This is a genomic window from Kineococcus sp. NPDC059986 (assembly GCF_040702905.1).
GTDB lineage: Bacteria > Actinomycetota > Actinomycetes > Actinomycetales > Kineococcaceae > Kineococcus.
In genome coordinates this window covers 36,473-62,790 of record NZ_JBFBND010000028.1, presented here as the reverse complement: position 1 = coordinate 62,790, position 26,318 = coordinate 36,473, and the positions used below count along the sequence as shown (strand labels likewise).

The window sequence follows — 26,318 nt, the reverse complement described above, 5'->3', positions numbered from 1 at the left end:
AGAGGTCCTTCGAAGCATCACGCGGTGGCCGCCTTCTACGTCTCAGCCACGCCGGTCAGCGGGGGTGGTCATACACCACTCTGGTGGACTCCACTAGGTACGAACGCTCACCGTTCTCCGCCTTGTGACCACCGGGCACCTCCTCACGCAGGTAGCTGCCGGAGTACGCCGTTCGCTTTCGGCTCTCGAGCCGCTCGAGGGGCCCCCCGACGTAGACGTGGAGACTGAAGTTGTGCGACCCCTCGACCAGGCAGAAGTCGCCGCAGTCGACGTAGATCACCGCGGTGCTGTCCATGCCCGACCCTTCCAGGCGCGCGGCGTCACGAAGGTCGACGCTGGCCGAGCGGCGAATCCAGCTGGAGATGCTGGAACCGAGCATGAGGCGAACGTCGACGATGCGGTCTTGCTCGTACAAGCCGTTGAGAAGCCGCTTTCGCCGCTCCAGCATCCGCTCCATGGCCTGGTTGCCCGATGCCTTGGCGTAGGCCTCGACACCGTTGAGGAAGGCCGCCAAGTTGATGCCGTTCATCCACCGAACAGCGCGAGTCCGGTTCTCCAGCGGCAGCTTCGCCCACCAGGTGCGCCAGGGCTGAGTCTGCTCAGAACGCGGATCCCCGGCAATGAGCAGGACGGCCTCGAGCCACGGCGCGCTGGGACGACGGGTCTCCTTGTCCGTCAGCGCGGTGAGGATCCGGTGTCCGAAGTAGCGACCGTCTTCATCGGTGGTCTCAGTCCGCTGCCGATTGAGGACTTCGCCGGTGACAACGCCGAGGAAAGCATGATCACCGCTCTCGGGGTCGGCCGCCCTGATCTGCGCCATGTAGAACTCGTCCCGTGCTACCCGAGCGAAACGGGTCGTCGAGTACGCCGAGAGCAGGCTCACGCGGAGCCAGGCGTCGAAGTCCCCGCCCACCTCGACGAGATGATCCGCCAGACGGCGGGGACCGTCTGGGGTGAAGAGGTAGTGGTCCTGACGGCGCAGCGATTCCATGACGTCCACGTGCGGCCGAGTCGGCTGAGCGCTGACCGAGGACCGCACGAGTTCGCGCAGGGATGCCTGGAGCCCCGTCTCCCATGAGTCGAGTCGATCGAGGTGGTCCAGGAACAGACGCGCGAGGAGGAGGGTGCTCAGCCGGGAGACGTCATCACGGACGATCGCGTCGACGAGGGGCGTCGACAGCGAACGCTGAGCGAGGTCGACGTCCTCGGCCCACGCGGTCGCGACGGCCCGGACGAATCGTCGATCGGCCAGCCGACGCTCGAGGTCTGGCACGTTGCCCAGGGCGAGGAGATGCCGAGCCTCATCCACGAGACCGGCGAAGTGGCGACCCGTACCCGCGCCACGGCACAGCTCTTCGGCACGCTTGATCTGCCGAGCCCAAGCGGCGTGACCGACCCCACCCCATTCGGGGAGCGCGGGTACAGGCGTCGGTGGAACGTTCTTCAGCTTCACGACCCCACTCCAGCTGCCGTCCGGATCTGACCGATCTCCTCGTCGGAGAGGCGGTGCTCGGTGAACCTGATGTCGATGCGGCGGTTGGCGGCGCGGTCTTCCGGCGTCACCTGCACCGGCACGACAGGACGTGTGTCGGCGTATCCGGACACGGAGAACAAGCGCTCGCCAGTGTGACCGTTCAACGTCTCGAGGTCGCCGGGGAGCTTGTCCTCCCACAGACGCCAAAGCGAGATGGCGCGGTTCGCCGACAAACCCCAGTTGCCGCCGTAGACGCCGCCGATCGGGACGTCGTCGGTGTGTCCCTCGACGAAGACGGTGTCGAGCTGTAGGTATCCGTCTCCTTCGTGCAGGACGTCATTAACGACCTGCCCGATGGCGAGGGCGTTGGCCTCGTGCTCCGGACGAATGTCGGCCGACCCGCTGTCGAAGCCGAGCAGGTCCGTGGGTACCCGCAGCACGCTGCTGGTCGGGTCGGTCTCGACCTGAATGCCTTGGGCCGCGAGGCGATCGCGCATCTGCGCGACCATGGCACCCCGAACCTGCTCGCTGGTGCCGAGACTGCCGAGGACCTGGTCGAACGCTTCGTTGCGCGTCTTCGCCGCGGCGGCGTCCTTCTGGGCGTCCGCGAGCGCACTCTGTTCCTGGGTGAGGGAGAACACGAGGGCTACGGCTGCCAGCATGAAGACCGTCAGGAGAGCAGTCATCAGGTCGGCGAACGAGATCCAGACCGACTCCTCCTCCCCCTCGACCCGTCGCGCTCGACCGGTGAACCGGCGACTCATGCCGCGGCCGCCTGCTCGTTCGCGTCCCGCAGCCGGCGGACGGTGTCGTACTCGTCGATGGCGTGCGACAGCGCCTCGATGGCCGCGAGCATGTTCGAGGTGAACTTCTCGGTCTGGGCGTTCCACTCGCCCATGCGGTGACCCGTCTGCTTGCTGACCTGGTCGGAGTAGTTGGTGAGCCAACCGGCGACCGTCTTGGAATGCTCAACCAGCTGACGGTTGAGGTCCTCCAGGAAGGAGTCCTGGTGCGACCGCATGCCGGTGAACCCGTCGTGGAGGAGCTTCGCCGCCCACTGGAGGGCCTCGACCGAGGTGGCGGTCTTCTGGGCCAGGTCAGAGACGGCGGATTGCTGGTGCGCGAGCGTCGCTGCCGCCGCGGAGGTCTTACCCGCGAGCCCGTCCATCGTGGTGATGGCGTCGCCGAGCATGGCGGCGAGCGTCGTGCTGGTGCCCCCGATCTCGGTGGCGACGCGGGAGAGGTTCTCGCTGATGGATTCCATGCCGCCGGTAGCGGCGCCGACGACGCTCGCTGCCTGCTCCAGGCCGGCGACGACCTTGGGCAGGGACTCGTCGAGCATGCGCACCTGGCGCTCGGTGGCCTCGTTGACGGCCGTCATCTGCGCCGCCACAGTCGACCGTATTTCCGACATCTGCTGCACCGTCGCGGCCTGCAGGGTCTCCAGGTGCTGAGCGGATGCTCGCTGGAGGTCGTCGAGCGTGCGGGTCGAGGTCTCCTGCATGTGCTGCGCCTGCTCGGCCGTGGCCGACTGCAGCTCACCGATCTGCTGAGTCGTCGTGGTCCGGACCTCCTCGAGGTACGCGGCTGAGGCGCGCTGCAGCTCGTCGAGTGTGCGCGTCGACGTCTCCTGCATGTGCCGCGCCTGCTCAAGAGCTACCGAACGCAGCTCGGTCGCCTGCTCAGTCGTCGCGGTCCGTACGTCCTCCCAATGCGCAGCTGAGACACGCTGCAGACCGTCCAGAGCCTGAGTCGACGTCTCCTGCATGTGCCGCGCCTGCTCGCTCGCCACGGCCTGGAGCTCGACCAACTGCTGCGTGCTGGTCTCTCGGACCTGCTCGACGTGCTGTGCGACAGCGGTCTGCAGGGCGTCCAGCGCCTGCACGGAAGACTCGTGCAGCTGCCGCGACTGCTTGATGCTCGTCAGCTGCATCGCCTCGAGGCGCTGCGCGTGCTCGTCGGAGTGGCGCGCCATCTCCGCACCCATGTGGTTCAGCGTGGAGCGCATCGACTCCGACGACGTCTTCAGCTCGTGCGCGAGGGAGAGCCCCATCTCGCGGAAGGAGCTCGTGAGTTCCGCGGAGACCTTCTCGAAGAGCTCCGCCGAGTGCTCGACGCTCTTGTCCGCCAGCTCGCGGATGATCGGAGTGAGTGAATCGTGGATGGCGCTGCTCACCGAGGCGCTGACCGCCCGGCTCGTCTCATCCCCGACGCGCTGGAACGATTCCTGGAGGACGCTCCCGAGCTTCTCGTGCAGAACCTTCAACGCCTCGTTCGACTCGCCCGTCTGGTGCGCGATGTCGGACAGGGACTGCTCGGGCGCCTTCAAGGGGAAGATCCCGTCGATCTCCACCTGGAGCCGGCGCAGCGCTTCGAGGACCCGGCGCTCGTTGTGGCGCAGGACGACGTTGGTGATCAGGCTCATCAAGACGCCCCACAGCGATGCGGTGAAGCCGAGCGCGGCCCCGTCGACGAGCGTCTGGATGCCGGTGCGCAGCTCGTCAGGGGTCGAGCCGAGGTCCAGGCCCCGCAGGCCGACGGTGAGGCCGAGGAAGGTCCCGAAGAGGCCGAGGGTGGTCAGCACCGTCGGCATCGCTGCGAGGACGCGGTTGCCGACGAGTCCCGGAGAGAAACGCTGCTCGGTGAAGAAGGTCTCCGCCGGTACGGACGCGAAGACCGTGGTCCCCGCAGCGACGAGGCTCCCGTCGAAGTCCGTCCACGCGTCACTCACCGGGCCGGGACTGCGCTTGGCCAACTGGGCGAGCCCAGCCCGCTGACTCCGCAGATCGCCGGTCGAAGCAGTCGTGACGAGGCTGGAGGCAACCTTCACCAGACGGAGGGCGCGACGGGCGCGACGGCCCGCGGAGAACAGCACCACAGCGGTCAGCGCCAGGATCACGAACCACAAGATCGGGGTGACCGACTCGATGCTGCCGCTGAAGGTCTTGCCGAAGTCCGGCATGATCAACTCGACGAAGCCGACTCCCGAGGTGGGCATGGTCCTTCTTCCTGACGGGGCAGCTGATGCTCGTGCCGCCCGGTCGGCGACCATTAGAAAGTCGGACCGGTGTCAAGGGGACGTGAGGTTCGGCGTCGGATCTCATCCGAACGGCCGTGCGAGTGGACCGTCAGCAGTCAACTCTTGATGTCGATCCTCGCCCTCCAGCTCGACTGAAAGGGGCGACCCTCACGAATGGATCGAGGCGACCCCTTGGACCACTTCCGCGCGTCTCAGCTGGTTCGCACCTCTGCCGTCATGAGCGTGTGAGCACACCGTCGTGCAGGAGGTCCTCCACGTGATCGCGTAGGCGAGCCGGGTGGTGCCCACCGCGGATGAGGACCCCGCACTCGATGTTCCGCTCGAAGGCCCAGTCGGTGATGTTGGCGCTGCCGATCAACGCCACGCGTCGGTCGGCGATGAGGACCTTCGCGTGCAGCGACGCACCTCCCGGTTGCCGCTGCCCCGCCAGCCACCTCAGCCGGCGGACCGGCAGTCCGGCAAAGGGATCGCTACCGCCGTGAAACGACGGGTTGTCTTCCGGCCGCTCCAGGAGGGTGGTGACCTCCACGTTGCGTTCCAGTGCGCTGGAGACAGCAGCGACGACCTGGGCCTGCTTCTGCACGGCGTAACCGATGATGAGCAGGTCATTCTGAGCCCCGTCGATGACCTCGAGGAGACTGGCTGCGGTGAGCCGATCGAGCTGGGTGGCGGTGCTGGGTCCCGTCCAGACAACGTCGACCCTTTCCTGACGGCGCGCAGCCCGTGCTGCTGCGGCAGCCCCCTCCAACAGACCGGCCATCCTCCGGGCGTCGACTCCGGCGTGGAGGGCGGCGAGAACCGCGGTACCGGCGACCTTCATCAGAGGCGACCCGGATCCAGCCAGCACGTGAACCGCTCCCAAGCCCTTTACGACGGCTCCTGCTAGCGCTTGCACCGACTTCTCGGGCAGCTCAAGCGCAGCGTCGACCGCGGCCTCGACAGCTCGGTCAGGAGCCATTGAGGAACGCCAGGTGTTCCTTGCCGGGCAGGGCGAGCACGAGCGCACGGTCGAGCCAGGCGTTGTTGCACTCGCACGACGTCTCCGACGCCAGGAGGCAGGCGTGGCAGGCAGCGGCGTGCCGGGTTTCCGAGAAGTCGGTTGGGACGTGGTCGGCGCACAGGGGGTCCGAAGAGCAGCGCGTGCCGTCGGCCACGGCTCGGTCCAGCAGGTACTTCAAGTACTTGGGCTCGCCGAGAGCGACGAGCCCGCCGAGGGTCCCCTCGCTGTCGGCGCTGGCCGTGGACAGCAGGATGCCGGCGGCTGGTTGGTGGGGCATGCCCACGTAGAGCCGCTCGCGGATGCTCGAGGAGGAGTACCCGCACTCCAGGGCGACCTGCCGCATCAACAGGTGGCTCAGCGTGTGCAGCAGGAGGTAGCGCTCGATGGGCCAGGTGTCGTCGTACTCCTGGCCACGGTTGCTCTTCCAGCGACGGCCGGCCTCGGCGATGCTCCGGATCCGCTCGTTGCCGTGGACGTGCTTCACCCAGCGCGCCACGGCAGCCTCCTCGAGCTCGAGGAAGATCCCCTCCCCCCGCTGCTCGACGGCGGGCAGCCACTGCGGCACTCCACGAGCGGGTGAGACGTAGTTGGGCGGTCGGAGCATGTTGTTGGGCCCGTCGATGCGGGTGAAGCCCAGGAGCGCCTTCACCTCGAGGAGCCGCTTGACGAGCACCACCTGGGTGATGACGTCACCGTAGCCGGCCGGGGCGGAGGTCGGTTCGGCCCGGAAGTCGGCGTCCTGCCGGTCGGTCGTGGGGCGGGACAGGAGGTCCCACTCAGCGCTCAGGAGATCCTCCTGGACCGTCGCGGGCGCAGGACCCCCCTCGGCCCGGACCTTCTCGACGAGCGACCACACGGCGTCGGTGGGGACGTCGCGCAGGGCGCGCAGGTCGGGCATGCCGGCGATGAGCCGGCCGAGCACCCCGGCGTTGGGCAGTTCCCCGAGGAGGTCCCAGTTGGCGACGACCACGTCGCGAGCGGCACCCTCCTGAGGCAGGTGCAACGCGCTCGCTGTGATGCTGAACCACAGGTTGGAGGCGCCGAGCACCATCATCTTCAGCTCGCGGCCGCACTTCTCGAACGTGCCCAGGTGAGGGTGGCGACCCCGGCACCGCGGCAGGCGAGCCGAGCCCACCGTGCCGGCTGCTTCGATCATGTTGCGCTGCTGCCCGCACTCGCACCGGACGACCACGTTCGGCCCCCGGGTGCTGGCGGTGTCGCGCATCGTGTAGCGGGGGCCGGGGCATGCCGCACCCACGCCGTGGTGGACGAAAGGCTCGTAGGGGAAGTCGTCGACGTGCCCGGCTTCGCAGGTGGCGATGAAACGGGCGGGCAGGCAGGCCCGGCGCTTGGCCGTGGATCGGCCGGCCTGCTTGGTGCACCCGGAGTGCACCCACTTCGCGAGGTCGGGCCGACGGCCGTAGCGGTGGACGAAGTCGAACTGGCCGGGTTGCATCGGGCCGAGACGGTGGCAGCGCGGACACCGCAGCCACCCGGGGAAGGGCGCGACGGGTACGCCGACCCGCGTCCAGGGGTCATCGTCGGCGGACGGGTCGTGCGGAGCGCTCTGCAGGCGCTGCACACCGCCGCCGAGGGCCATCTGCACCCGCTGCAGCAGCCGTGGTTCTTGGATGACCGACGACCGCTCGAGCGACCAGTCGTCGAGTCCGCGGACGATGACGCTCATCGAGGGGAGGTCGACGACCGAGCCGACGCCGGTGGTCGTCACCAGGTGGCTCGGGCGGGCGGAGCCGATGCGGGTGGGCTCGCCCTTCGACGTCGTCGGCCCGGCCGGGAAGCGGGCGGGGCTCACTGTTGTCCCCCGTCCGGTCCCGCGTAGGACCAGTCGGGTTCATCACCGCTCTGCTTGGGTCGCTTGATCTGCAGCAGCACTTCGTCCTCCACCCCGCGCAGGCTCATCGGAGCCGTCCACGTCGTCCACTCCTCGTCGGCCGGCTTGCGCAGCAACCCGGTGACGTCGGGCTCGTCGCTGTAGCCGAGGACACCTGACTTCAGCTTCGTCCTCTTGGTCGACCACTCGTCGAGGCGCTTGCGGATGCCGTCGGCGACGTCGCTGATCGTCTTCTGCTCACCCGAGACGCGGCCCGCGCGCTGGGCGATGACCCTGATGAGCCGCTCCGCGGTCGAGGAGGAGACGTCGGCTACCTGCGCGCCGGTGTTGGGGAGGGCGCTGGGGTCGTCGTGGCGGAGCATCGTGGTGAGCACGGCACTGAGGCCGCGGTCGACGGCGCGGTTGCTGAAGGGAGTGGTGGTGAGCCCCTCGACGTTCATGCCGAAGGTGGCGTGGTCGTAGGCGAAGGACTCGTAGTGCGCCAGGTCTCGGGGGCGGGTCCACTGGTAGATCGTGACGACCAGTCCGGGGCGCCGGCGGTCACGTCCGACACGGGAGGACGCCTGGATGTACTCGGCGGTGTTCTTCGGCTGCCCGGTGACGACCATGAGGCCGAGGCGCTGCACGTCGACTCCCACCTGCAGCATCGAGGTGGCGAGGAGCACGTCGGTGGGGAAGCCCGACTCGCGCTTGGCGTCCTGCCCCGCATCGCGGTTGAGCATCTGCCGGCGAAAGGCGTCGGTCGTGTCGTGCTTCCGGTCGTAGGGGGTCTCGAGGTCCGCCAGGGTCGAGGAGATCTTGCTGCTCGGCATGCGGCTGGTCAGCTCGGCGATGGTGGGCCGCCGGCGGTTGGTGCGCACGCGCCGGCTCGCCAGCCGGTCGGTGATGTCGTCCTCGACGAGACGGCGCATGCCGGCGAGCTCGCGCGTGGAGGTGAAGTAGTCGACCAGCGTCATGTAGGGGTCAGCAGCGTCCCCACAGCGGTCGAACAACTCCTGGGCGTGCTCCATGAGCGCGGAGGCGACGCGGATCTCGACGGCCTTGAGGCGCTCCCCGGAGGCGCAGATACCGCGGTACCGGCGGCTCGGGGTGTCGGGTGACGGTGGTTCGACCGTCGAGAAGAACGTCTCCCCCGCGTCGATGACCTGCGGCGGGAAGATCGCCAACGACCGGTCGAAGACCTGCCGGACCTGCTGGTGCGCCCGGCGGACGGTCGCGGTCGACGCCACCACGACAGGCCGCACGGGCATCCCCTCGACCTGGCGCGTGGCGAGGTGGTCGATGGCGGTCTCGTAGAGGCCCACCATGGACCCCAGCGCGTCGGCGATGAGGTGCAGCTCGTCCTGGATGATGAGGTCCGGAGGCCGGACGGGCAGCACCGTCGACGGTTCGGTCCGCGGTAGGCCGCCGGCGGCGGTGTGCCGGCCAGTGCAGTAGGCCTGACTGTCGGGCGTCATCCAGCCGTGCCGTTCGCAACGCTGCGTGGCGCGACCGAAGAGCGTGGTGGTGGCCGCCTTCCACGGGAGCTGGGCGAACTTGTCGACGGTGCCGATGATGAGCGATGGGGTCAGGCGGTAGATCTCCTCGTCCACGGTGAGAACCGGCAGACCTTCCGCGGAGCGGGCGGGCGTGAACTCGCACCGCCCGTCGGGATCGCTGCAGTGCAAGAGGACACGCCGCCGCAAGCCGTCGGTGCGCAGGGAGGCGGCGGTGAGGCGCTCTCCGCACCACGGGCAGACGACGAGCTGCAGCGGTCCACCGGCTGGGTTCTCCTTGTCCTTCTTGTCCTCGACCTGCTGCTTGGCGTCCTCGAAGGTGTTGGGCGTCACGCTGGAACCGACCCACAACCCGATCCGGAAGGGTGACCCGTCCCAACGGCGGTCACCGGCGGCGGCGCGTTCCAGGCGCAGCTGCTCGCAGGCGCAGATGAGGGCGGCTGCTCGTTGGAACTGCTGCGCGGTGAGCAGTCGCAACGTGTAGCGCATCAGGACGGCGACGCCGTCGCTGCCGCTGCGGGTCTCGGGCCCGGAGCCGACCGTGCCCTGCAGCCGGCGGATGGCCAGGGTGTAGGCGGTGAGTCCCAGGTACGCCTCGGTCTTGCCGCCACCCGTGGGGAAGAAGAGGAGCGCCACCTCACCCTCCTCCCCCGGACCCCGGTGCGCGTCCGGGTGTCCGGGGTCGGTGAGGCCGGGCAGGCACAGGAGGACGAAGGCGAGCTGGAAGGGGCGCCAGCTGCGGTTCTCCTCGATGTCGATGTCGTGCAGCACTTGGGCGGCGCTGCGCTCGGGCTTGGTCGTGCGGATGCGGACGAGCTCGCTGCGGATGCGCTGAGCGGCCATGGCCTGGTTCGCGAAGCGGAACGCCTCGCGGGCGACGGGGTTGTCGCGGAGGAAGTCGATCGCCCGGTCGAGCCGCCCGCACAACTCGTCGGCGCGCTCGAGGGCGAGGAGGGCTGCGTCCGCGTAGGCGGCGACGTCCGGCTCCTGCAGGTCGACTTTGCGCTTGCCGGCGAGCCAGGCCCGGTACTGGGTCGCCAGCGGGCGCAGAGCGGTGATGAGCTGGTCGGTGGCCAGGTCGCTGCTGCCGAGCCGAGCCATGTCGAGGACGACGCCGGGGAGCTGCTTCGCCCCCGCCGGCACGGTGAGCTTGACGTCCGCCGCGGGGAAGCACGTCGTGCTCAGCCGCCAGGCGCGGTCCTCGCCGTCACGCACATCGGCGTCGACTGCGCACAGCCGGCCGGTGGCGTACTTGCGGGTGCGGCGGTGCAGGAGCGCGAGGTGTTCTCGCTCCATGTCGTCGTTGGCGGTGCGCGGGATGATCGGGTCGTTGTGGCCGACGAAGATCGCTGAGGTGCTGTCGAGCGCCGTCACCTGGAGCGCAGTCTGGTACAGGACGAAGGCGTCGTCGTGCACGTGGTCCTCGCCCTGGTCGTTGACCAGGGCGAGGTCCACGACGAGGCACCCGTCGTCCCCTTGGACGGTTGCCGTGAGCACGACGCGTTCCACGTCTGGCAGGACAGGCCGGGGGTCGTGCTTGCCCTCCCGAGTGAGGTCGACCTCCAGGGCCGCTGAGCGCGGGCGGCGGTGCCAGACCTTGCGGGGCCGCCCCTGTTCGCTCTCGTGCTGGGTGGAGTCACCCTTCTCGTACTGCCCCCAGGAGGCGGTCACCGTGAGCCTCGTTGTGCTCCTCGGCACCCGGAAGGACAGCCCGAGCGACGAGGCGGCCATGCTGCGGGCCCGCTGCTGCGCCGGCGCTTCCGTGTGGACGTCGGAGTCGCCGGAGGTGCCGATGTTCTCCACGTCAGCGAGCGACGGGTCGTCCTCGAGCGCTCTCGCCGCAGTGGCGGTTGCCTCCGAGTCGACGTCCTCCCCTTCCGGCAGCTCCACCCGTGTCCCGGTGCCCACGGCCCGGCGCGGCACGAGGCGTCCGAGGAGGTACCGCTCTGCCGGGGTGTCGTGGGGAGGCAGCTCCTCCTCGGGGCCGTCCCACGGGCCGAGGAGGTCCCGCTCGAGGAGGTCCTCCAGCTCGGCCCGCACCTGGAAGGAGGTGACGTCGTTCGTCATGAGGTGAACGTAGCGGTCACGGAGGACACCACACGCGCCACCGCGTGTGATTGCGGTGATCGGTACGGCAAGATGCCTTCAACCGACGTCTGAGGGGGCGTAGACCGATGGTGGCCGCACAGGAGACCTCGCTGCGAAAGCTGCTCGAGGGCGCGAAGCAATACCAGGTGCCGCTGTACCAGCGGACGTACTCGTGGGAGCAGAGTCAGCTCAAGCGGCTGTGGCAGGACGTCGTCCAGCTCGCCGAGGACATGCGGGACGACGCCTCCACCACGCACTTCATCGGCTCCCTGGTGCTGGCGCCCAGCCCCGTCAACAACCCCGCCGCGGTGCAGACCTACCTCGTCGTCGACGGTCAGCAGCGCTTGACGACGCTGACCCTGCTGCTGTGCGCGGTGCGCGACCACCGCGCGGCGCACGAGCACCCCATGCACCGCGACCGAATCGACGAGAAGTACCTCACCAACAAGTGGGAAGCCGATGCGCAGCGGGCGAAGCTCGTGCCCACCCAGGACGACCGCGCGTCCTACCGGGCCTGCCTCGACGCGACCGCTGCCGCCGGAGGCACCGACCGCGTCGGCGCCGCCTACCGCTTCTTCCTGACGCAGCTCACCACGCTGGCCACCACCGGCGACGACGACCAAGCCGCGCCGGTGACCGTCGAAGACGTCGAGAACGCCGTGCTCGGGGGACTCGCGGTGGTCTCCGTGACGGCTCAGCCCAGCGACAACGTGCACCGCATTTTCGAGTCCCTGAACAACACCGGACTGAAACTCTCCCAAGCCGACCTGCTGCGCAACTACCTCTTCATGCAGCTCCCGACACGCGGGGAATCGGTCTACCACTCCCAGTGGGTGCCCCTGCAGCAGACGCTGACGAACGCCGAGCTGGAAAGCCTCTTCTGGATCGACCTGGTTCACCGGGACTCCCGGGTGAAGCAGACGTCGACCTACGACGGTCAGCAGAAGCGACTGGAGAAGCTGCCCGACGAGGCGGCCATCGAGGCCGAGGTGGCGCGCTTCGCCCGGTTGGGCGTCCTGCTCCGCACCGTCCTCCACCCCGAGACGGAGGCGGACCCAACCGTTCGCACGCGCCTGGAGCACCTCAAGGCGTGGGGCACCACGACGGTCACCCCGTTGCTGCTGCACCTCCTCGAGCGTCGGGCTGAAGGGAATGCGACATCGACGCAGATCGCCGCCGCGATGCTGTACGTGGAGAGTTACCTGGTGCGCCGCCAGATCATCGGGCGACCCAGCGCCGGCCTCAACCGCACCCTGCTGGACGTGGTGACCGACATGGACAAGACGTTGCCGGTCGACGAGGCCGTGCGGACGTACTTGTCAAAGGGGCGCAAGCACTTCGCCACCGATCAGGCCGTGCGCGCAGCGGTGTTGTCTATTCCGTTCTACCTCAACGGGCGCTGGAACCAGCGGGGGAACGTGCTGCGCTGGCTGGAGGAGTCCTACGCATCCAAGGAACCGGTGAGTATGGATCAGCTCACCATCGAGCACGTCCTCCCCCAGACGCTGAACGACGACTGGCGGGCCATCTTGGAGCAGGAGCTGAACGACGGCGAGACCGTCGAGCAGCTCCACACCAGCCTCGTGCACACTCTCGGCAACCTGACGCTGACCGGCTACAACTCCTCGCTGAGCAACCACGACTTCGCGTCGAAGCGTCAGCAGCTCGCCACGAGCGGCCTCCACATGAACCAGCGGATTGCTCAGCAGGACATCTGGGGACCGACGCAGATTCGCGCCCGAGCCGCCGAGCTGGCGGATCGGATCATCGGCTTGTGGCCCGGACCTCTTGAGGCGGCCGAGGCACCGGCGGCGACGGCGTGGGGCCTGCTGGTCACGGCCCTCGCCGCTCTACCGGCGGGCCGCTGGACGACGTACGGGGACCTCGCCGCGTTGATCGGCACGTACCCGACCTCGGTCGGTCACTACCTGACCAGCGCGCCGGTGTCCAACGTCCACCGCGTCCTCCAGGCGGACGGGACGGTCTGGGAAGCCGCCACCGCAGCGGACGACCCGCGACCGCTCCTGGCGGCCGAAGGTGTCCGGTTCGACGACGCGGGCCGTGCGGACCAGGACCAGCGAGTGCACCTCGACGACCTTGCCGCGCTGGTCGCTGCGACCGGAGACGCCAGCGACGAGGCTGACGGCCCGTCCTGACAGGCCGAGTGGCCCTTGGTACTGCGCTCCGCCCCGGCGACCCAGCGAAAGTGGTTGCAGAAGAGCACCTGCTCGGCAAGACTCCATCAGGTCACGGAGAGTGACAAGGTCCGTCCCAGCACCACCTCACTGGAGATCGCGTGCGCATCGCCTCGGCGACCATCCGCAACTTCCGCAGCATCGCCGAGATGACTGTCGAACTCGACGACTACACGGTGCTCGTCGGCGCCAACGGCGCAGGCAAGTCGACCGTCCTGTACGCGCTGCAGTGGTTCTTCGATGGATCGCCCCTCGACAACGAGGACGTCCACCGCCGTCCAGGTGAGAACCTCGACGACGACCTCGACGTGTCCGTCAGCGTGACCTTCGAAGACCTCACCAGCTGCGACCGCCAGCGCTTGGGAAAGTACGGTCGCGGGCGCACGGCGACCTTCCGGAGGACGAGGCTAGAGGACGGGAAGAGCAAGGTAGTCGGCAACTCTCGACAGGGTCCTGGGTTCATCACCGTACGGGAGGGCAAGACGGTCGCCGAGGTCCGTCCTGCGTATGCAACCCTGAGGGATCGGATTCCGAAACTGCCGGACCTCGGCGCCAGCCCGAAGAAGAACGAATGCGTCGACGCTCTGACCGCGTGGGAGGACAATCCCGCCAACGCCGGCAACCTCGTGGACGTCGCTGACGAGGACGCATCGCACCTGTTCGGCGCCACCGGCACCTCCCGGCTGTCGGACTGCACCCGAATGGTCTTCGTCCCGGCTGCCCTCGACATCGCCGGTGAGGTGGGTGTCGCTGGCCGTCGTACCGCCCTGGGGGAGCTCATCGGTGCCCTGACTGCCACGGCGGAGAAGAACGCCACCGGTCAATGGCGCGAGAAGCACGCTGACGCCCTGGCCGAGCTGCAGTCTTCGGTGCGGGAGAACGTGGAGTACGCGACGACGCTGCACGAGCAGCGCATCAACCGACGCCTCGCCACGCTCGTCCCCGGGGCACGTGTCACCTTCGCTTCCGAGGTGCCCGACCCCGTGCCCGCCCCCACCCCGACCATCCGCACCCACGTCCAGGTGGACGGCTCGACGAACGACGTCAGCCGTCAGGGGCACGGGGTGCAGCGAGCGGTCATGATGGCCATGATGGAAGCGCTCGTCCCGGACGAGGAAGTCGCTCGGCACGACCACTGCATGCAGGACGGCGAAACGCCGGAGGAGGCGGAGGCACGACTGGCGGCGATGGTCGACGGCATTCCCTCGCTGGTGATCTGCATCGAGGAACCCGAGATCTACCAGCACCCCGTGCGGGCGCGCAGCTTCGCGCGGGTGCTGTCCCGGCTGGCGGGCAAGCCGAACGTCCAGGTCGTCATCGTGACCCACAGCCCTTACTTCGCACGACCGGAGCAGTTCGCGTCCCTGCGCCGCATCTGCCTCGAAGACGGACACACTCGTCAGCGCCGCACGACGTGTGCGTCCATCGCGGACGACACCGGAACGAAGGAGCAGGACGTCCGCGCGGTCGTCGAGCGCGTCCTCCCCTCCACCTTCTCCGAGGCGTTCTTCTCGGAGTGCGTCGTCCTCGTGGAAGGGGACACCGACAGGGCTGTGCTTGAGATGCTCGCGGACCGGATGGACCGCCCCTTCGACTCAACGGGTGTTTCCGTGATGCAGGTCGGCGGCAAGACCAGCTTCCGGGTGACCTCGGCGATCCTCGCTGCTCTCGGCGTGACTACCCACGTCGTCGTCGACGGCGACGCCGACGGATACAAGCGCAAGCCGGCCGAAAAACAGGCAAATGCCTTCACCTCCGCCAAGGCCCAGACCGAGCGCATCCTGGGATGGCTGCCTGGTGCTGACGCCGCCGGTGCCGCCTTCGCGGCGACGACGGTGAGCACGAAAGACTTCACGCTATGGCGGGACGACATCGAGTCCGAGCTTGAAACGTGGACCAGCTTCGTCGACGCGCTGCACCGCGCCGGGGGTGAGCTACGCAAGAAACGGATGGCCGACTACAAGCACGCCGCGGAAGACGCCGACCTCGAAGACCTTCCACCGACCCTGCGACACTGCCTCGACCAGATCTTAACGCTCGCCGATCATTCGACAGCTCTTACGTGACGACCGGTGAGGCCGCCCCGCATGAGGCGGAGCGAGAAGATTCCCAGGTGGCTCACCTGGGCCTGCGGCACCTCCTGCGCTCGTCGAGCGGGGTGGAGGTGCGGACGAACGATCTGCTGTTCCACCTGCTGCACTCCATACCGGGCATCCGTGCACCGTTCATGGAGCACCTCAGCGCCCTGACGGGCGTTGACGTTCGGCGGTGCGTCGTGCAGCGCGAGAACATCCACGTCGATGACGAGGGGCGTCGTTCCTCCCGCGACTTCAGCATGCACGACGCCACAGGACTGCGCTGCATCATCGAAACCAAGGTCGACTCGCCGCTCACCTCCGCGGACCAGGCGAGCAGATACCTCGGACAGCTCCCTCCGGGCGGGTCGCTCCTATTGGTGACGCGGCGGGTTCTGCTGGACGATCTCATTGTGCAGACACAGCAGCAGCTCGACTGCACCTTCACCCGGGACGGCGGTGCGTTCCAAGGGGTTGTGGACGGGCGACGCGTCGTCGTCACGTCATGGCACCGCCTGCTGGGAGCCAGCGGCGCGGGCTGGGTACACCCGGAACTGCTCTCCCTGAGCGCCGCCCTGGAGGATGACGTGGACTTCACCCCGTTCGACGGCACCGTGGACGACGCCGCGGTCGGATACACGGTGCACCACGTCGTCCACGTCGCTCGCCGGGTGTGTGACGGTCTCTCGCAGAGGTTGGCGGAGGAGGGGATCCCGGTCACACACGTCGGCAAGCCGAAGTCGGACGTCAAGTGGCACTACGTCGAGGTTGTCGTCGGGGACCACTGGCTCTGGGTGGGGTACGACGCCGAGTACTGGGGTGCCGATCCCGCGACCGTACCGGGCGGTGACCACCTCACCGGGCAGGCGCCGAGCCCGCTGTGGATCGGCCGCTTCAACCACAGGTCCCCGCGGGGTTACGAGGCGATCTCCGCGGCGAACCGCGAGCGCCTCGATCGGATCGGCGCAACCACTCCCTTGCGCCTGCCGAAGGGGCGCTCGACCGATGCCGTGGTCAACGACTGTCTGGAACAGGCGTGCACGCACCTGCGACGGGTGGCCGAGGCGCTGGCCGTGGATCCGGCAGTGCGCGGAACTCATGCCCCGCAGGACACCGCAGCTCCTACGGGCACAGACGAGCAGTGAGCGCCGACCGCCGGTCACGTCCGAACGGCGGGTGAGCGCTCACCTCCTCCCCTGTTCGAGGGCGTGGCGGCGGTGATTCTCCTCCAGCAGGCGGTCCAGCACTTCGAAGCGAAGGTCCTTGCTGATCGTCCAGCGAGTGCCGATCTTCGTGGGGTGGTGGCCGACTTGCGGGTTGAGGTTGTCCCAGCCGTAGGCGGTGAAGACCGCGGCGTCGATCCGCTCGTGGATCCGCCGCAGCCGGAGGACCTCAGGGTCCTGCACGGCCGGGGAGTGGACGTGGTTGTAGGTGGTCGTCAAGCCCCACCCTCGGGACAGCATGAGCTCACGGCGGACGGTGTCGAGCTCCTCGCCGAGGTGGTGCATCTCGGGGGTAGAGGCGGGGCGGGGCAGGGTGAGGAAGACGTCAGAGGGGGCGTAGTTGATGCGAGTCTCTAGCGTGGAGGTGTATCGAATCACCCAGGAGGAGTGCACCGACGAGGACAGCAAGGCGAGGCTGGCGAAGTCGTCGAGGGCGAATACACAGCATCTGTGCGCGAAGACCTGGCCCGCCGGAACGCGGACCGGCAGGACCGCGTTGCTGACGAGCGACAGGGCAAGGACATGGTCAAGGTCGGCGATGGCCTCATAGAGTTCTGGCGCTGGACGAGTGAACCGCCACCAAAGCATCCGACGTTGGCGATCCTTCTGCTTGTCCCGGTCTGGTTTCACCAGCCGCCGGACCCTCGTCATCGGCGCCGTGTACCGCTCGGCGCGCTCCAGCGGCCAGTCGCGGAAGTTGATGACCTGCCGGCTCGCAGAGCAGTCGGGGCGTTGGTTGAGGTCCTTGCCGATGACGTATGACTGGACGACCTCGGCGTTGCGCGGGTCGGCGGCCACGAGCTCGGCGGCCTCGTCCTCCGTCAGCGTGAACCCGAGACCCAGGACGTTTGAGCCCTGGAAGGCGACGTCCTCGTTCTCGACCAGCCGGTACGGACGTCCAGCGATCCGCCCGACGGGTTCCAGGTCGGCACCGATACTGGGGACTTCCTCGCCGTCCAGCCAGCGCACAGCCGCCGACGCCGGTTTGCGCCGGCTGCCCCACACGTCCACGATCTCCAGGTTCGCGCTCGCGCTCGGCCACTTGTGCGACGACCGCGCTCGCCGCAGGTGCAGCGAAGAACCGACCACCTGTTCCATGCCGACGCGCACCGTCGCACCCTGCACGAGGGTGTTCGTCGTGATGTACCCCAGCTGGCCGCGCTCGGACAGCAACCGCTCGGCGCGCAGCACGAACCGTGCGGCGAGGTCCGCGCTGCCCTTCACGCCGCGGCCGTCCCAGCGCTGCAGCCACGCGAGGTAGTCATCCCCCATCGAGCCGGACAGCTTCTGTCCCCCTGAGAACGGCGGATTCCCCACGATCGCATCGAAGCCGCGGTCCTGGGCGTCGACGAACACCTCGGGGAACGCCACCGGCCAGTGCAGCGGCTGGCGCGGCGGCACATGCTCCGGCCGTCCGGCGTTGAGGTCCTGCTCCGCCTGCTTGGCGAGAGTTTCGCGGCCTGCGCCGTCGAGCGCGATTTGCACTCTCCACTGCAGAGCTTTGAACGCGTCGTCGCGCGCCTTGGCGGCACCGACCGCGGCGACCCGCAAACCCACGCCGGTGATCGTGTCGGCCACCACCGCCACGTCTGCAGAGTCTTCGCGGATCTGAGCCAGGAGGCGCTGCTTGTCCTCGATGTCGCGGCTGTCGTTCGCGGGTGTCGCCGTGATCCGTCGGCGGTCGTCCGCAGCGGTGCTCAGCTTGTCCCACCACGACACGACGAACGCCGACTGGTTCGTGACCGCGGCAGGATCGGCGTGGAAGGTCTGCAACTGCTCTACCGACACCAGCCCCAGCAGGGAGTCTCCCGCCAGGAGGCGGTCGTCCAGGAACCCGAAGGGCCGGCGGTCGTCCATCGTCACCAGCCACAGCGACAGTTTCGCCATCTCCACCGCGAGGGGGTTGATGTCCACCCCGTACAGGCAGTGCTCGGCGACAAGACGCCGCGCCTCCAGCGCCACCGCTTCCACGTCCGCGTCGCCGGACACGCGCCGCACCTCAGGCCGTTGCGCGAGGATCGCGTTGCGGCGGCCCTCCGCGACCCATGCCTCAACGAGCCGGTCGGCCAGGTAGCGGCAGGCAGCGACGAGGAAGGCGCCCGACCCCATGGCGATATCCGCGACGCGGAGGGCGAGGATCTCCGAGCTGGGGCGGATGCGCCAGCCGTCACGCTGCTCCAGGGGTCCCGGCCGGTAGACCAGTGGTTCGAGGGAGTGCTGCACAACCTCTTCGGCCAATTCGCGAGGGGTGTAGTGCGTACCGGTGCTGGCCCGTCGGATGCTCGGCGCGACGTAGCGACGTCCGGGGAGGACGACGCCGATGCGGCCGGCGACGTCGTGGTGCAGCAGCGGCGCGAAGAACTGCGCCTGGTCGACCAGCTGTCGGTCCCCACCGGTCGCCCGCAGCAGGAGGCGCTCGTCGTCCGCGTCGGGTAGCGACCTCAGGTGCTTCTCGATGACGCCCTCCGAGCGGCCGGTGCGGGTCTTGAGCTGGGCCTGATGGCTCGGAGGCACCGTGGACGCCCAGCCGATCGCGTCCCACAGCGGTACCTCGCTGGCCTTTTCGTCCCGCGCCCGTGGCCACTTCGCGGAACGCGTGAAGAGGAGTGTCGTCTCCTCCGCGGTGCGCACCTCCAGCTCCAGCAGACCCTCGTAGACGTAGCCGATCTGCTCGACGTCGAGAGCGCGGAAGCTGAGCCGACGGCGTTCACCGTCGACTTCGACGAACTGCACAGCACGCAGCATCCGCAGCACGGTGCGGTCGTCGATGCTGAGCGGCTCGGCCGAATCCGCGTCCTCTGCCGTGCGGCGGCCCTCCAACCAGGGATAGCGGTCGGGGTCGAAGAGGCTGCCTCCGTAGGCGGGCAGCCGGAGGTCCTCGTGGTGCACTCCGCCGTGGAGGGCACGTGAGGTGGCGAGGAGGCGGTGCCAGGCGCTGGTGCGGTTCTCCAGCGACTGCTCCCCCAGCACGTCCGCCTGGCCCTGGAGCTGATCGGCGAGGCGGGCGACGCTGTAGGCGGAGACGTACAGGTCGTCGTCGCTGGGCAGGAGTCGACGGTCCTCGGCGAAGAGCAGAAAGACGATGCGCATCATCACCGTGACGGCGGCCTCGTAGAGGGCGTCGTCGTCCACCCCGTCGAGGACGGCGCCGCCGGACTCGGCGTCGAGCTCGTCGATCGTGGCGAGGAACAGCTCGACGGCGTCACGAACCTGCGCCCCAAGGGCCTCGGTGACGCCCTCCTGGGCCTCAGCGCTTTCCGCGAAGAGTGCGGGCAACAGGTCTTCGGCGGCGACGGCGAGGAAGCGACGCCGCTCCAGCAGCGCCACGAAGGCACGGAACGTGTCGGGGTCCGGACTCCACGACTCCGCGTCGAACACCGCCGCCCCCACCGCTCCGCCCACCGGCGCCCACACGAGGGCCCACCAGCGACCGTCGGTGACGACACCGACGGGGACGGACCGCGCGCGCAGGAGGACCGCCAGCCGCTCCACGGGGGAGGCGACCCAGCCGCCGTCGTCGGTGCGGTCGAGCGGGTAGGTGCCGGAGGTGGTGACCATGCCGAGGAGCCGCCACTCGGAGGCCTCCGTCTCCGGCGCAGCGTCCTCGGCTTCATCGTCGTCCTCCTCCACCTCGTCGATCGCGTCATCGACGGCCGATGCTTCCTCCGGCGCGGCGCGGAAAGCGAAATCCGGGCGGAGGACGATGCCGTGGTCGGCGACGGGCTCGGCCAGCACGCTGGGCAGGTCGTTGCCCTGGACGAGGTACGGCCCCCAGTCCAGCGCCTCGCGCAGCACCGTCTCGACGAGCCGGTGACGGAGGACGGAGTCCTTGCCCCCGCCCTGCCCGCTCGAAACGTCCAGGTAGTCGTTGACCGCCCGGCGCGTCGCGGCACGCGCGTCCGACGGGACCGCGGGGTACCCGTCCGGGAAGACCCGCTCCAGGACGGGGACGCTGAGGAAGAGCCCGCTGACGCGCACCGATTCCAGCCACGCGTGCCGCTTGCGGGCGGCCTCTCCCGCGCCGTAACTGCGACGACGGCGGCGGGCCATCAGCGGTTCCTCTCGGCGGTGGGGACGCAGACGGCGACCCCGAACGGGAACTTCAACGTGCGGGCGCCCTCGTACCGCTGACGCACGCGCAGCAGTTCGGCCTCGCGGTCGTTCTCCAGCGAGTCGAGGCGGTCCTGCCAGGCGCGGCGGTCGCGGTCGAGTTGACGCTGCTCGGGGATCTCGAGGTCATCGAAGGTGAGCTGCAGGTCCTGGGGCGCCTGCAGGGCGGACTCCAACGTGACGCGCAGGCGGTCGAAGAGCTCACCGACGCGCTTCACCTCGGTGTCCTGTCGGCGCTGCAGGTCACGTTCCAACGCCTCGGTCTGCTGCGTCGCCCGACGGTCCAGGTCCTCGACCAGGCGCGGTTCGAGCCCGGCCCACTCCTCCACCAGCCGGGCCCTGACCGCTTCCGGCGCCGGGACCGACCGATCGGGGTCCAGGGCCCGCTCGACGGCGGTCCGCAGCTGCCCGTAGCTGCGCTGCTCCAGGTCGATGCGTCGCGACCGGGCCGAGGCCTCGGGCAGCTCGCGGGCGGCGATGACGATCTCCTCGTGGAGGCGACTGCCGTCCGAGCCGACGACCACCAACCGCGCGAAGAGCACCACGATCGGTCCCCGCACCTCCACCTCGGCCGGCGCCTCGAACGACACCGCGACCACCCGGTTCAGGTGCCGCCCGATGCCCCACACCTCGCTGCGCAACAGACGGATGCTGTTGGCGACCAGGGGGTGCCCGAGGTGGGCGTGGACGACGTCGCGCTGCGCCAGGGACGCGTCGAAGGTGAGGGGCAGCGGAGCCTTGGTGAGGCGGTCGATCGAGGTGGCGAGGTAGCGCTCCCACCCGTGCCGCAACACCGGGTGGTCCACCACCCCCGGGCGGACGTCCGCCAGCGGCGGCTGACCCGCCGACGCCAGCGCGCGGTCGACGACCCGGCGTACGTTCGCCGGGGCGACGTGCAACGCCGCGATCGACGCGTCCAGCTGGGCCTTGAGCCGCTGAGCCTGCGCCTGCAGCCCCTCCGCCTGCCGCCGCAGGTCGCGCTCGGCACGGAGCACCGACACCGCCGGCTTCGGCGAAACGCTCATCGGGTCCACCAGGGTCGGCCGCCCCAGCATGCGCGACTCCACCGCGTGGGCGAGGACGGGGTTGACGCTGCCGAGGTCACGACGTTCGTTGGCCACCTTGCGCGCCACCCGGCTCAAGAACTCCAAGTCCCCCTCGAAGGAGCCGGCGTCGGCCTCCTCCCACCCGGCGCCCACGAAGTGAGCCACGTCGACGTCGTGGCGCTGCCCGTACCGGTCGACCCGCCCGATCCGCTGTTCCAAGCGGTTCGGGTTGAAGGGGATGTCGTAGTGGATGACGCGGTGGCAGAACTCCTGCAGGTCGATGCCCTCGCTGGCCGCGTCGGTCGCCAGCAGGATGCGGACCGGGTCCTCGCTCGGCGGGGCTTGGAAGGCGTCCTTGAGGTGCTCCCGCTTGGCGGTGTCCATCCCCCCGTACAGCAACCCGAGCACCGGCTCACCCCTGCCGCGCGCGGCGAGGAGGTTCTGCAGCCACACCTGGGTGTCGCGGTACTCGGTGAAGACGATGACCCGGTCGTCCGGCCCGAGAGCGTCCAGCTCGCGGAAGAGGGCCTCGGCCTTGGCGTCGGACCGCTCCCCGTGCTCCGCTGCCCACTCGCGCAGCGCTTCCAGCAACGGCGCGGCGTCCTCGCCGGCGGGCGCCAGGTGTCCCTCGACGAGGGCGAGCGCGTCGACCTCGACCTGGGCGGTGTCGTCGACGTCGAGCTCGTCGACCTCGTCGAGCAGCCATTCCGGCAGGTCCTCGTCGTCACCGGCGCGACGCTCTCCGCGGACGGAGGCGGCGTGCGCTTCGATGGTCCGCGCGAACGCCGCCGGGGAGGAGAACAGCCGCTTCTTGAGCAGGAGCGACACCAAGTCACCCGCCCGCACGCCCGTCCCGCGGTCTCGCCGTCGCGCCTGCAGGTAGCGCTCCAGCAGGTCGTGCGCCTCCCGCTCGACCTCCGGGTACTGGACGGTGATCGACCGGGGATGCCGCTCGGGGAAGCGCTTGGAACCGTCCGGTTCGAGCAGCTCGTCCTTCAACCGACGGACGAGAACTTCCTGCAGCAGCTGAGGTTCCGGCTCGACCCCCCGCGCGAAGCGTTGCGGGTCGAGCATTTCCAGCAAGGCCTGCCAGCACTCGCTGTACCCGTTGTGCGGGGTGGCCGAGAGGAACAGGCGGTTGCCGGCGTTCTCCGCCAACCGGCGCACCGCCTCGGTCTGCCGCGATTCCGTCGCGTAGCGCTGCCCCGTCGCCGGCGCCGACGGGGCGACGTGGTGGGCTTCGTCGACCACGAGCACGTCGAAGAAGCCCGACCGGCGACTGTCGGCGAGGACGTCGTCCAGCAGGCGCTGCACCGCGGGGGTGCGCAACCACGACAGGCTGATGATGGTGCGAGGGTAGACGGTGAACGGGTTGGCCTGCTGCCCGTGCGACCGCCGCACGTCCTTGAGGGCCTGAGCGTTGAGGATGCGGAAGTCCAGGCCGAACCGCACGTCCATCTCGTCGTGCCACTTCTGCGTCAACGGCGCGGGGCAGACGATGATGATGCGCCGTGCACGATGGCGCAGCAGCATCTCCTGGAGCACGAGACCGGCCTCGACGGTCTTCCCGAGACCGACGTCGTCGGCGATCAGCAGGTTGACCCGTGGCATGGACAGCGCCTTCGCCACGGGTTCGAGCTGGTACTCCTCGATGGCGATGCCCGCCCGGAAGGGCGCCTGCAGGGTGGACTCGTCCGCGCTGGTCACCGTGCCCCACCGCACCGCGTCGAGGAAGGCACCGAAGGTCTGCGGGTCGTCCCAGCCGTCCTCGGTGACCTCCGGCAGCCGACTCTGCTCCAGGACTCGGCGCCCCGGCTCGATGTCCCAGGCGAGGGTCAGCGACTCACCGACGTCCTCACTGACGTTGGTCAGCTCGACCAAGGTGCGGCCGGGGCTTCGGTGGGGGGCGAGCTGGTCGACCGGCAGGCCGCTGTCGCGACGGGCCGTGACGATCCACTGCTGGCCACGTACCCGCACCAGGTTGCCGACCTCCGGCACACCAGGCGTCGTCACCGTCATGTCCTGGTCCCCCGTCGATCGCAGACTTCTCTTTCTGAGCATAAGTGGTCTACCCGCAGTAGCGGAGACGGTGAGCCACGTCAGCGGTCCCTGCCTGTGTCTTGGGCGACGACACCCGATCGATCCGTCGTCACTCCTGAGCACCGCTACGCTCAGTCACTCCATGCCGATCTCCAGCGAAGTCAGTCTTCGGGTACTGCTCCCGCCCCTGCAGGCCATCTCCCGCCATCCCGTGCGGGTCATCGGGACGTTCGTCACCGTCACCCTCGTCACCGCCGCCGTCTTGCCTGACTTCTGGGACTACATCGAGCTCTTCCGGGTCGTGGCGGTGGCATCCACGTCGACGGTCCTCGTCTCAGCCGGCGCCGTGAGGGTCACGAACCGGATGCCGCCCAAACCGAAGGAGCCCCGCCGCAAGACGGCGAAGCTGCGGTCCCCTGGGAAGCAACCGCCCCAGAGGATCCCGCTTCCCGTCGGTCGTTGTGTCATGTGCGGCCGCAAGCTGACCAACTACAGCAGTCAGCTGGCGGGTGTCGGACCCGACTGCCAAGCGAGGTACGGATCGAGGCCGCAGTACCAGGACAACCCTGCCTACTTCGAGTGGCAGCGCCGCATGCACACGGCTCTCCAGGAACAGCAAGCCGCTCAACGGGAGCACGACCGGGTGTACGCCGCAGCACGCGCCACTCACGCAGAGCAGGTGAGGGTGTGGCACCGGCAACTGGCGACCCCCAGGAACGTCGTCAGACGACGAGCCCGATCGGTGGCGAACCGCACCATCGTCGTCGACGTGGGTGTCCTGCTGTCCTACGTCTTCTCGGAATTGGTCGTCAGGCTGGCCACGTTCCTCCAACTGCCGTTCTTCGCCTGAGTCGCTTCAGCGGCGGGGCGCTGGGCGCACCGTGCGCTGACGACGCGCCCTGCGCCCGTCAGTCCTCGACGTCCACGCCGTAGCCGGTCAGGAGATCGACCAGCCCGAACTCGTGCCCTTGGCCCCGGGCAAGGAACCGCCACGTCCCGCCGCGGCGGTAGACCTCCCCGAGCACGAGGGTGCGCTCGACGGTGGCTGCGTCCAGGACCGCTGAGGCGGCGATGCCACCGTCCTCACCCCGCAACGTCAGCTCGACCGCACCCACGTCTCCGAACGTCAACCCCTCCGGGGAGGCAGCCGCGACGACCACTCGATCCACGTCGCCGGGCAACGCGTCGATCCCAACGACCACCTCCGCCTCACCAGGAGTGTCCTGCCGCAGACGGACCGAACCGTCAGGGGTCGCGAGCGCTCCGAAGAAGACGAGGTCCTCGTCGCCGTGCACCTGCTCGTCCTCGTCCAGCAACAACGCGACGACATCGACCTCCTGAGCCGCGTCGCCCCACTGGATGTCCACCGTCCAGTACCGCTGCTGCGCAGGCAGGTCGATCGCTCCGCCGCGCGGCAGCACGACGGGGGCGGGCGCCGTTCCCTCCTCCTGCGCGACGGTCGGGTCACCGAGACGCTCCCACGTCACCGGGTCGAGCAGCGGAACCGCTCGTTCCTGCACGCGCGCCCACCGGCGGTCGCGTTCAGCGCCGTCGAGAGCGATCACGTCGGTGGTCGTGACGGTGAGGTTGACCGCTGCTGCGCCGCCGCGGGCGACGACCTCGGCCCGGACTGCGGCGGCCCGTTCGTGCGGGCCACCCAGTACCAGGACCCGGCGCCGGGAGAACGGCCCAAGTGCCCGTGCGGGTCCGGGACGCACCGCGGGCGTCACGACAGGCGTGGGATGAGTCATCGCCTTGGCACGCCCGGGGGCCACCGTAGCGAGGAGCCGCTCGAACTCCACCTCGTCGACGACGGGGGTGCCGTACGCCTCCGCGTCGCGCAGCTTCCTGGTGCTGGCGGCGCGGTCGTTCGTGACGAGCAGCGTCGTGGCGCGGCTGACGCCGTTCTTCACGTCGAGCCCAGCCCGCAGGGCGCGCGCCATGAGGTCCTCACGCGGGGATGTCGTGTCGCCCGTGATGACGACGCGGGCGCCCTGCACGAGCGGCTGCCCTGCGCTCCACGGCGCGGGCAGCTCCCACGGGCACTCCACCCGCGGGGACCGCGGCGGCCTGGCCCGGCGAGGCGCAGCGGTGGGCACCGACGTCAGGACCCGCGCGCTGGTCGTGCAAGGGGTCAACGGGAGGCTGATGCCGAGTTCGTCGGCGGCGACGAGCGAACGTCGCAGCACCTCCACGAGCACGCGCACGTCGTCCTCCGCGTCATGGGCGCGTCGCTGCTCCACCTGCCATTAGGCGGCGAGGGTGGCGAGCTTGAGGTCGAGGACCGGCGGGCCAAGGCGACGGGCGAGGTTGCGGGTGCAGAGGCGGTGCTCCACGTCGAGGACGTGCGGAGTGCGGCGCATCTCCTCGGCAAGAAATGCCCAGTCGAACTGGGCGTTGTGCGCGACGACCACCCGGCCGGCCGTGAGGCGGCGCAGTTTCTCGGCAACGTCCACGAACAGTGGTGCCCCCACGAGGCGCTCGGCGGTGATGCCGTGCACGTGCACCGACCCCGGGTGGCGTTGCGGGTCGACCAGCGTGGACCACGAGCCCTCCACGACCCCGTGGGCATCGACGAGCGTGACGGCGACCTGGAGCACCCGGTCGACGTCCGGGATCAGGTCGGTGGTCTCCACGTCGAGGACCGCGTAGGAGTGGGGATACCGCTGCCCCACGGAC

At 69.2% G+C, this 26,318-nt stretch carries 14 protein-coding genes; 4 read left to right on the top strand and 10 right to left on the bottom strand.

Annotated elements, in window-relative coordinates; genetic code table 11:
* Positions 1 to 55: 55 nt before the first annotated feature.
* From AB0637_RS18595 to drmA, 6 genes are all read right to left on the bottom strand, one after another.
* Entirely contained in the window at positions 56 to 1,453 is a 1,398-nt protein-coding gene (locus tag AB0637_RS18595; RefSeq protein ID WP_366174138.1) for an EH signature domain-containing protein, read from the bottom strand.
* Positions 1,450 to 2,238: a flagellar motor protein MotB gene (locus AB0637_RS18590; RefSeq protein ID WP_366174136.1), complete on the bottom strand. Its 789-nt coding sequence runs from the start codon at positions 2,236 to 2,238 to the stop codon at positions 1,450 to 1,452. The genes AB0637_RS18595 and AB0637_RS18590 overlap by 4 nt, the downstream gene beginning before the upstream one ends.
* The gene (gene zorA, locus AB0637_RS18585) at positions 2,235 to 4,526 is read right to left on the bottom strand and encodes an anti-phage ZorAB system protein ZorA (RefSeq protein WP_366174135.1); all 2,292 of its coding nucleotides are present in this window, start codon (positions 4,524 to 4,526) and stop codon (positions 2,235 to 2,237) included. Before zorA ends, AB0637_RS18590 begins: the two co-directional genes overlap by 4 nt.
* Before the next feature lie 202 nt (positions 4,527 to 4,728).
* Entirely contained in the window at positions 4,729 to 5,472 is a 744-nt protein-coding gene (drmC, locus tag AB0637_RS18580; protein ID WP_366174134.1) for a DISARM system phospholipase D-like protein DrmC, read from the bottom strand.
* A complete protein-coding gene (locus AB0637_RS18575; protein WP_366174132.1) occupies positions 5,462 to 7,327 on the bottom strand; it encodes a DUF1998 domain-containing protein in 1,866 nt (621 codons plus the stop codon). Before AB0637_RS18575 ends, drmC begins: the two co-directional genes overlap by 11 nt.
* Complete coding sequence (gene drmA / locus AB0637_RS18570) at positions 7,324 to 10,929, bottom strand: DISARM system helicase DrmA (protein ID WP_366174131.1); 3,606 nt, start codon at positions 10,927 to 10,929, stop codon at positions 7,324 to 7,326. Before drmA ends, AB0637_RS18575 begins: the two co-directional genes overlap by 4 nt.
* Positions 10,930 to 11,039: 110 nt before the next feature.
* Here drmA and AB0637_RS18565 point away from each other — a divergent pair, with 110 nt between their 5' ends.
* From AB0637_RS18565 to AB0637_RS18555, 3 genes are all read left to right on the top strand, one after another.
* Positions 11,040 to 13,106 (top strand): DUF262 domain-containing protein, encoded by a 2,067-nt coding sequence (locus AB0637_RS18565; protein ID WP_366174130.1) that lies wholly within the window; start codon positions 11,040 to 11,042, stop codon positions 13,104 to 13,106.
* A 140-nt stretch (positions 13,107 to 13,246) separates the two neighbouring features.
* On the top strand, positions 13,247 to 15,211 hold the full coding sequence (locus tag AB0637_RS18560) for an AAA family ATPase (RefSeq protein ID WP_366174128.1): 1,965 nt from the start codon (positions 13,247 to 13,249) through the stop codon (positions 15,209 to 15,211).
* Between the two features lie 47 nt (positions 15,212 to 15,258).
* Positions 15,259 to 16,365: a hypothetical protein gene (locus AB0637_RS18555; RefSeq protein WP_366174127.1), complete on the top strand. Its 1,107-nt coding sequence runs from the start codon at positions 15,259 to 15,261 to the stop codon at positions 16,363 to 16,365.
* A 39-nt stretch (positions 16,366 to 16,404) separates the two neighbouring features.
* On the opposite strand, the gene AB0637_RS18550 is transcribed toward AB0637_RS18555, so the two are convergent.
* Positions 16,405 to 20,493: a DNA methyltransferase gene (locus AB0637_RS18550; RefSeq protein WP_366174125.1), complete on the bottom strand. Its 4,089-nt coding sequence runs from the start codon at positions 20,491 to 20,493 to the stop codon at positions 16,405 to 16,407.
* Positions 20,493 to 23,612: a DISARM system SNF2-like helicase DrmD gene (gene drmD / locus AB0637_RS18545; RefSeq protein ID WP_366174124.1), complete on the bottom strand. Its 3,120-nt coding sequence runs from the start codon at positions 23,610 to 23,612 to the stop codon at positions 20,493 to 20,495. Before drmD ends, AB0637_RS18550 begins: the two co-directional genes overlap by 1 nt.
* 169 nt (positions 23,613 to 23,781) lie before the next feature.
* Here drmD and AB0637_RS18540 point away from each other — a divergent pair, with 169 nt between their 5' ends.
* Entirely contained in the window at positions 23,782 to 24,489 is a 708-nt protein-coding gene (locus tag AB0637_RS18540; protein WP_366174123.1) for a DUF6011 domain-containing protein, read from the top strand.
* Between the two features lie 58 nt (positions 24,490 to 24,547).
* Here AB0637_RS18540 and AB0637_RS18535 read toward each other — a convergent pair whose 3' ends face one another.
* Complete coding sequence (locus tag AB0637_RS18535) at positions 24,548 to 25,846, bottom strand: TerD family protein (protein WP_366174122.1); 1,299 nt, start codon at positions 25,844 to 25,846, stop codon at positions 24,548 to 24,550.
* Positions 25,847 to 25,888: 42 nt separating this feature from the next.
* Positions 25,889 to 26,275: an exonuclease domain-containing protein gene (locus AB0637_RS18530; RefSeq protein WP_366174120.1), complete on the bottom strand. Its 387-nt coding sequence runs from the start codon at positions 26,273 to 26,275 to the stop codon at positions 25,889 to 25,891.
* Between the last annotated feature and the right edge of the window lie 43 nt (positions 26,276 to 26,318).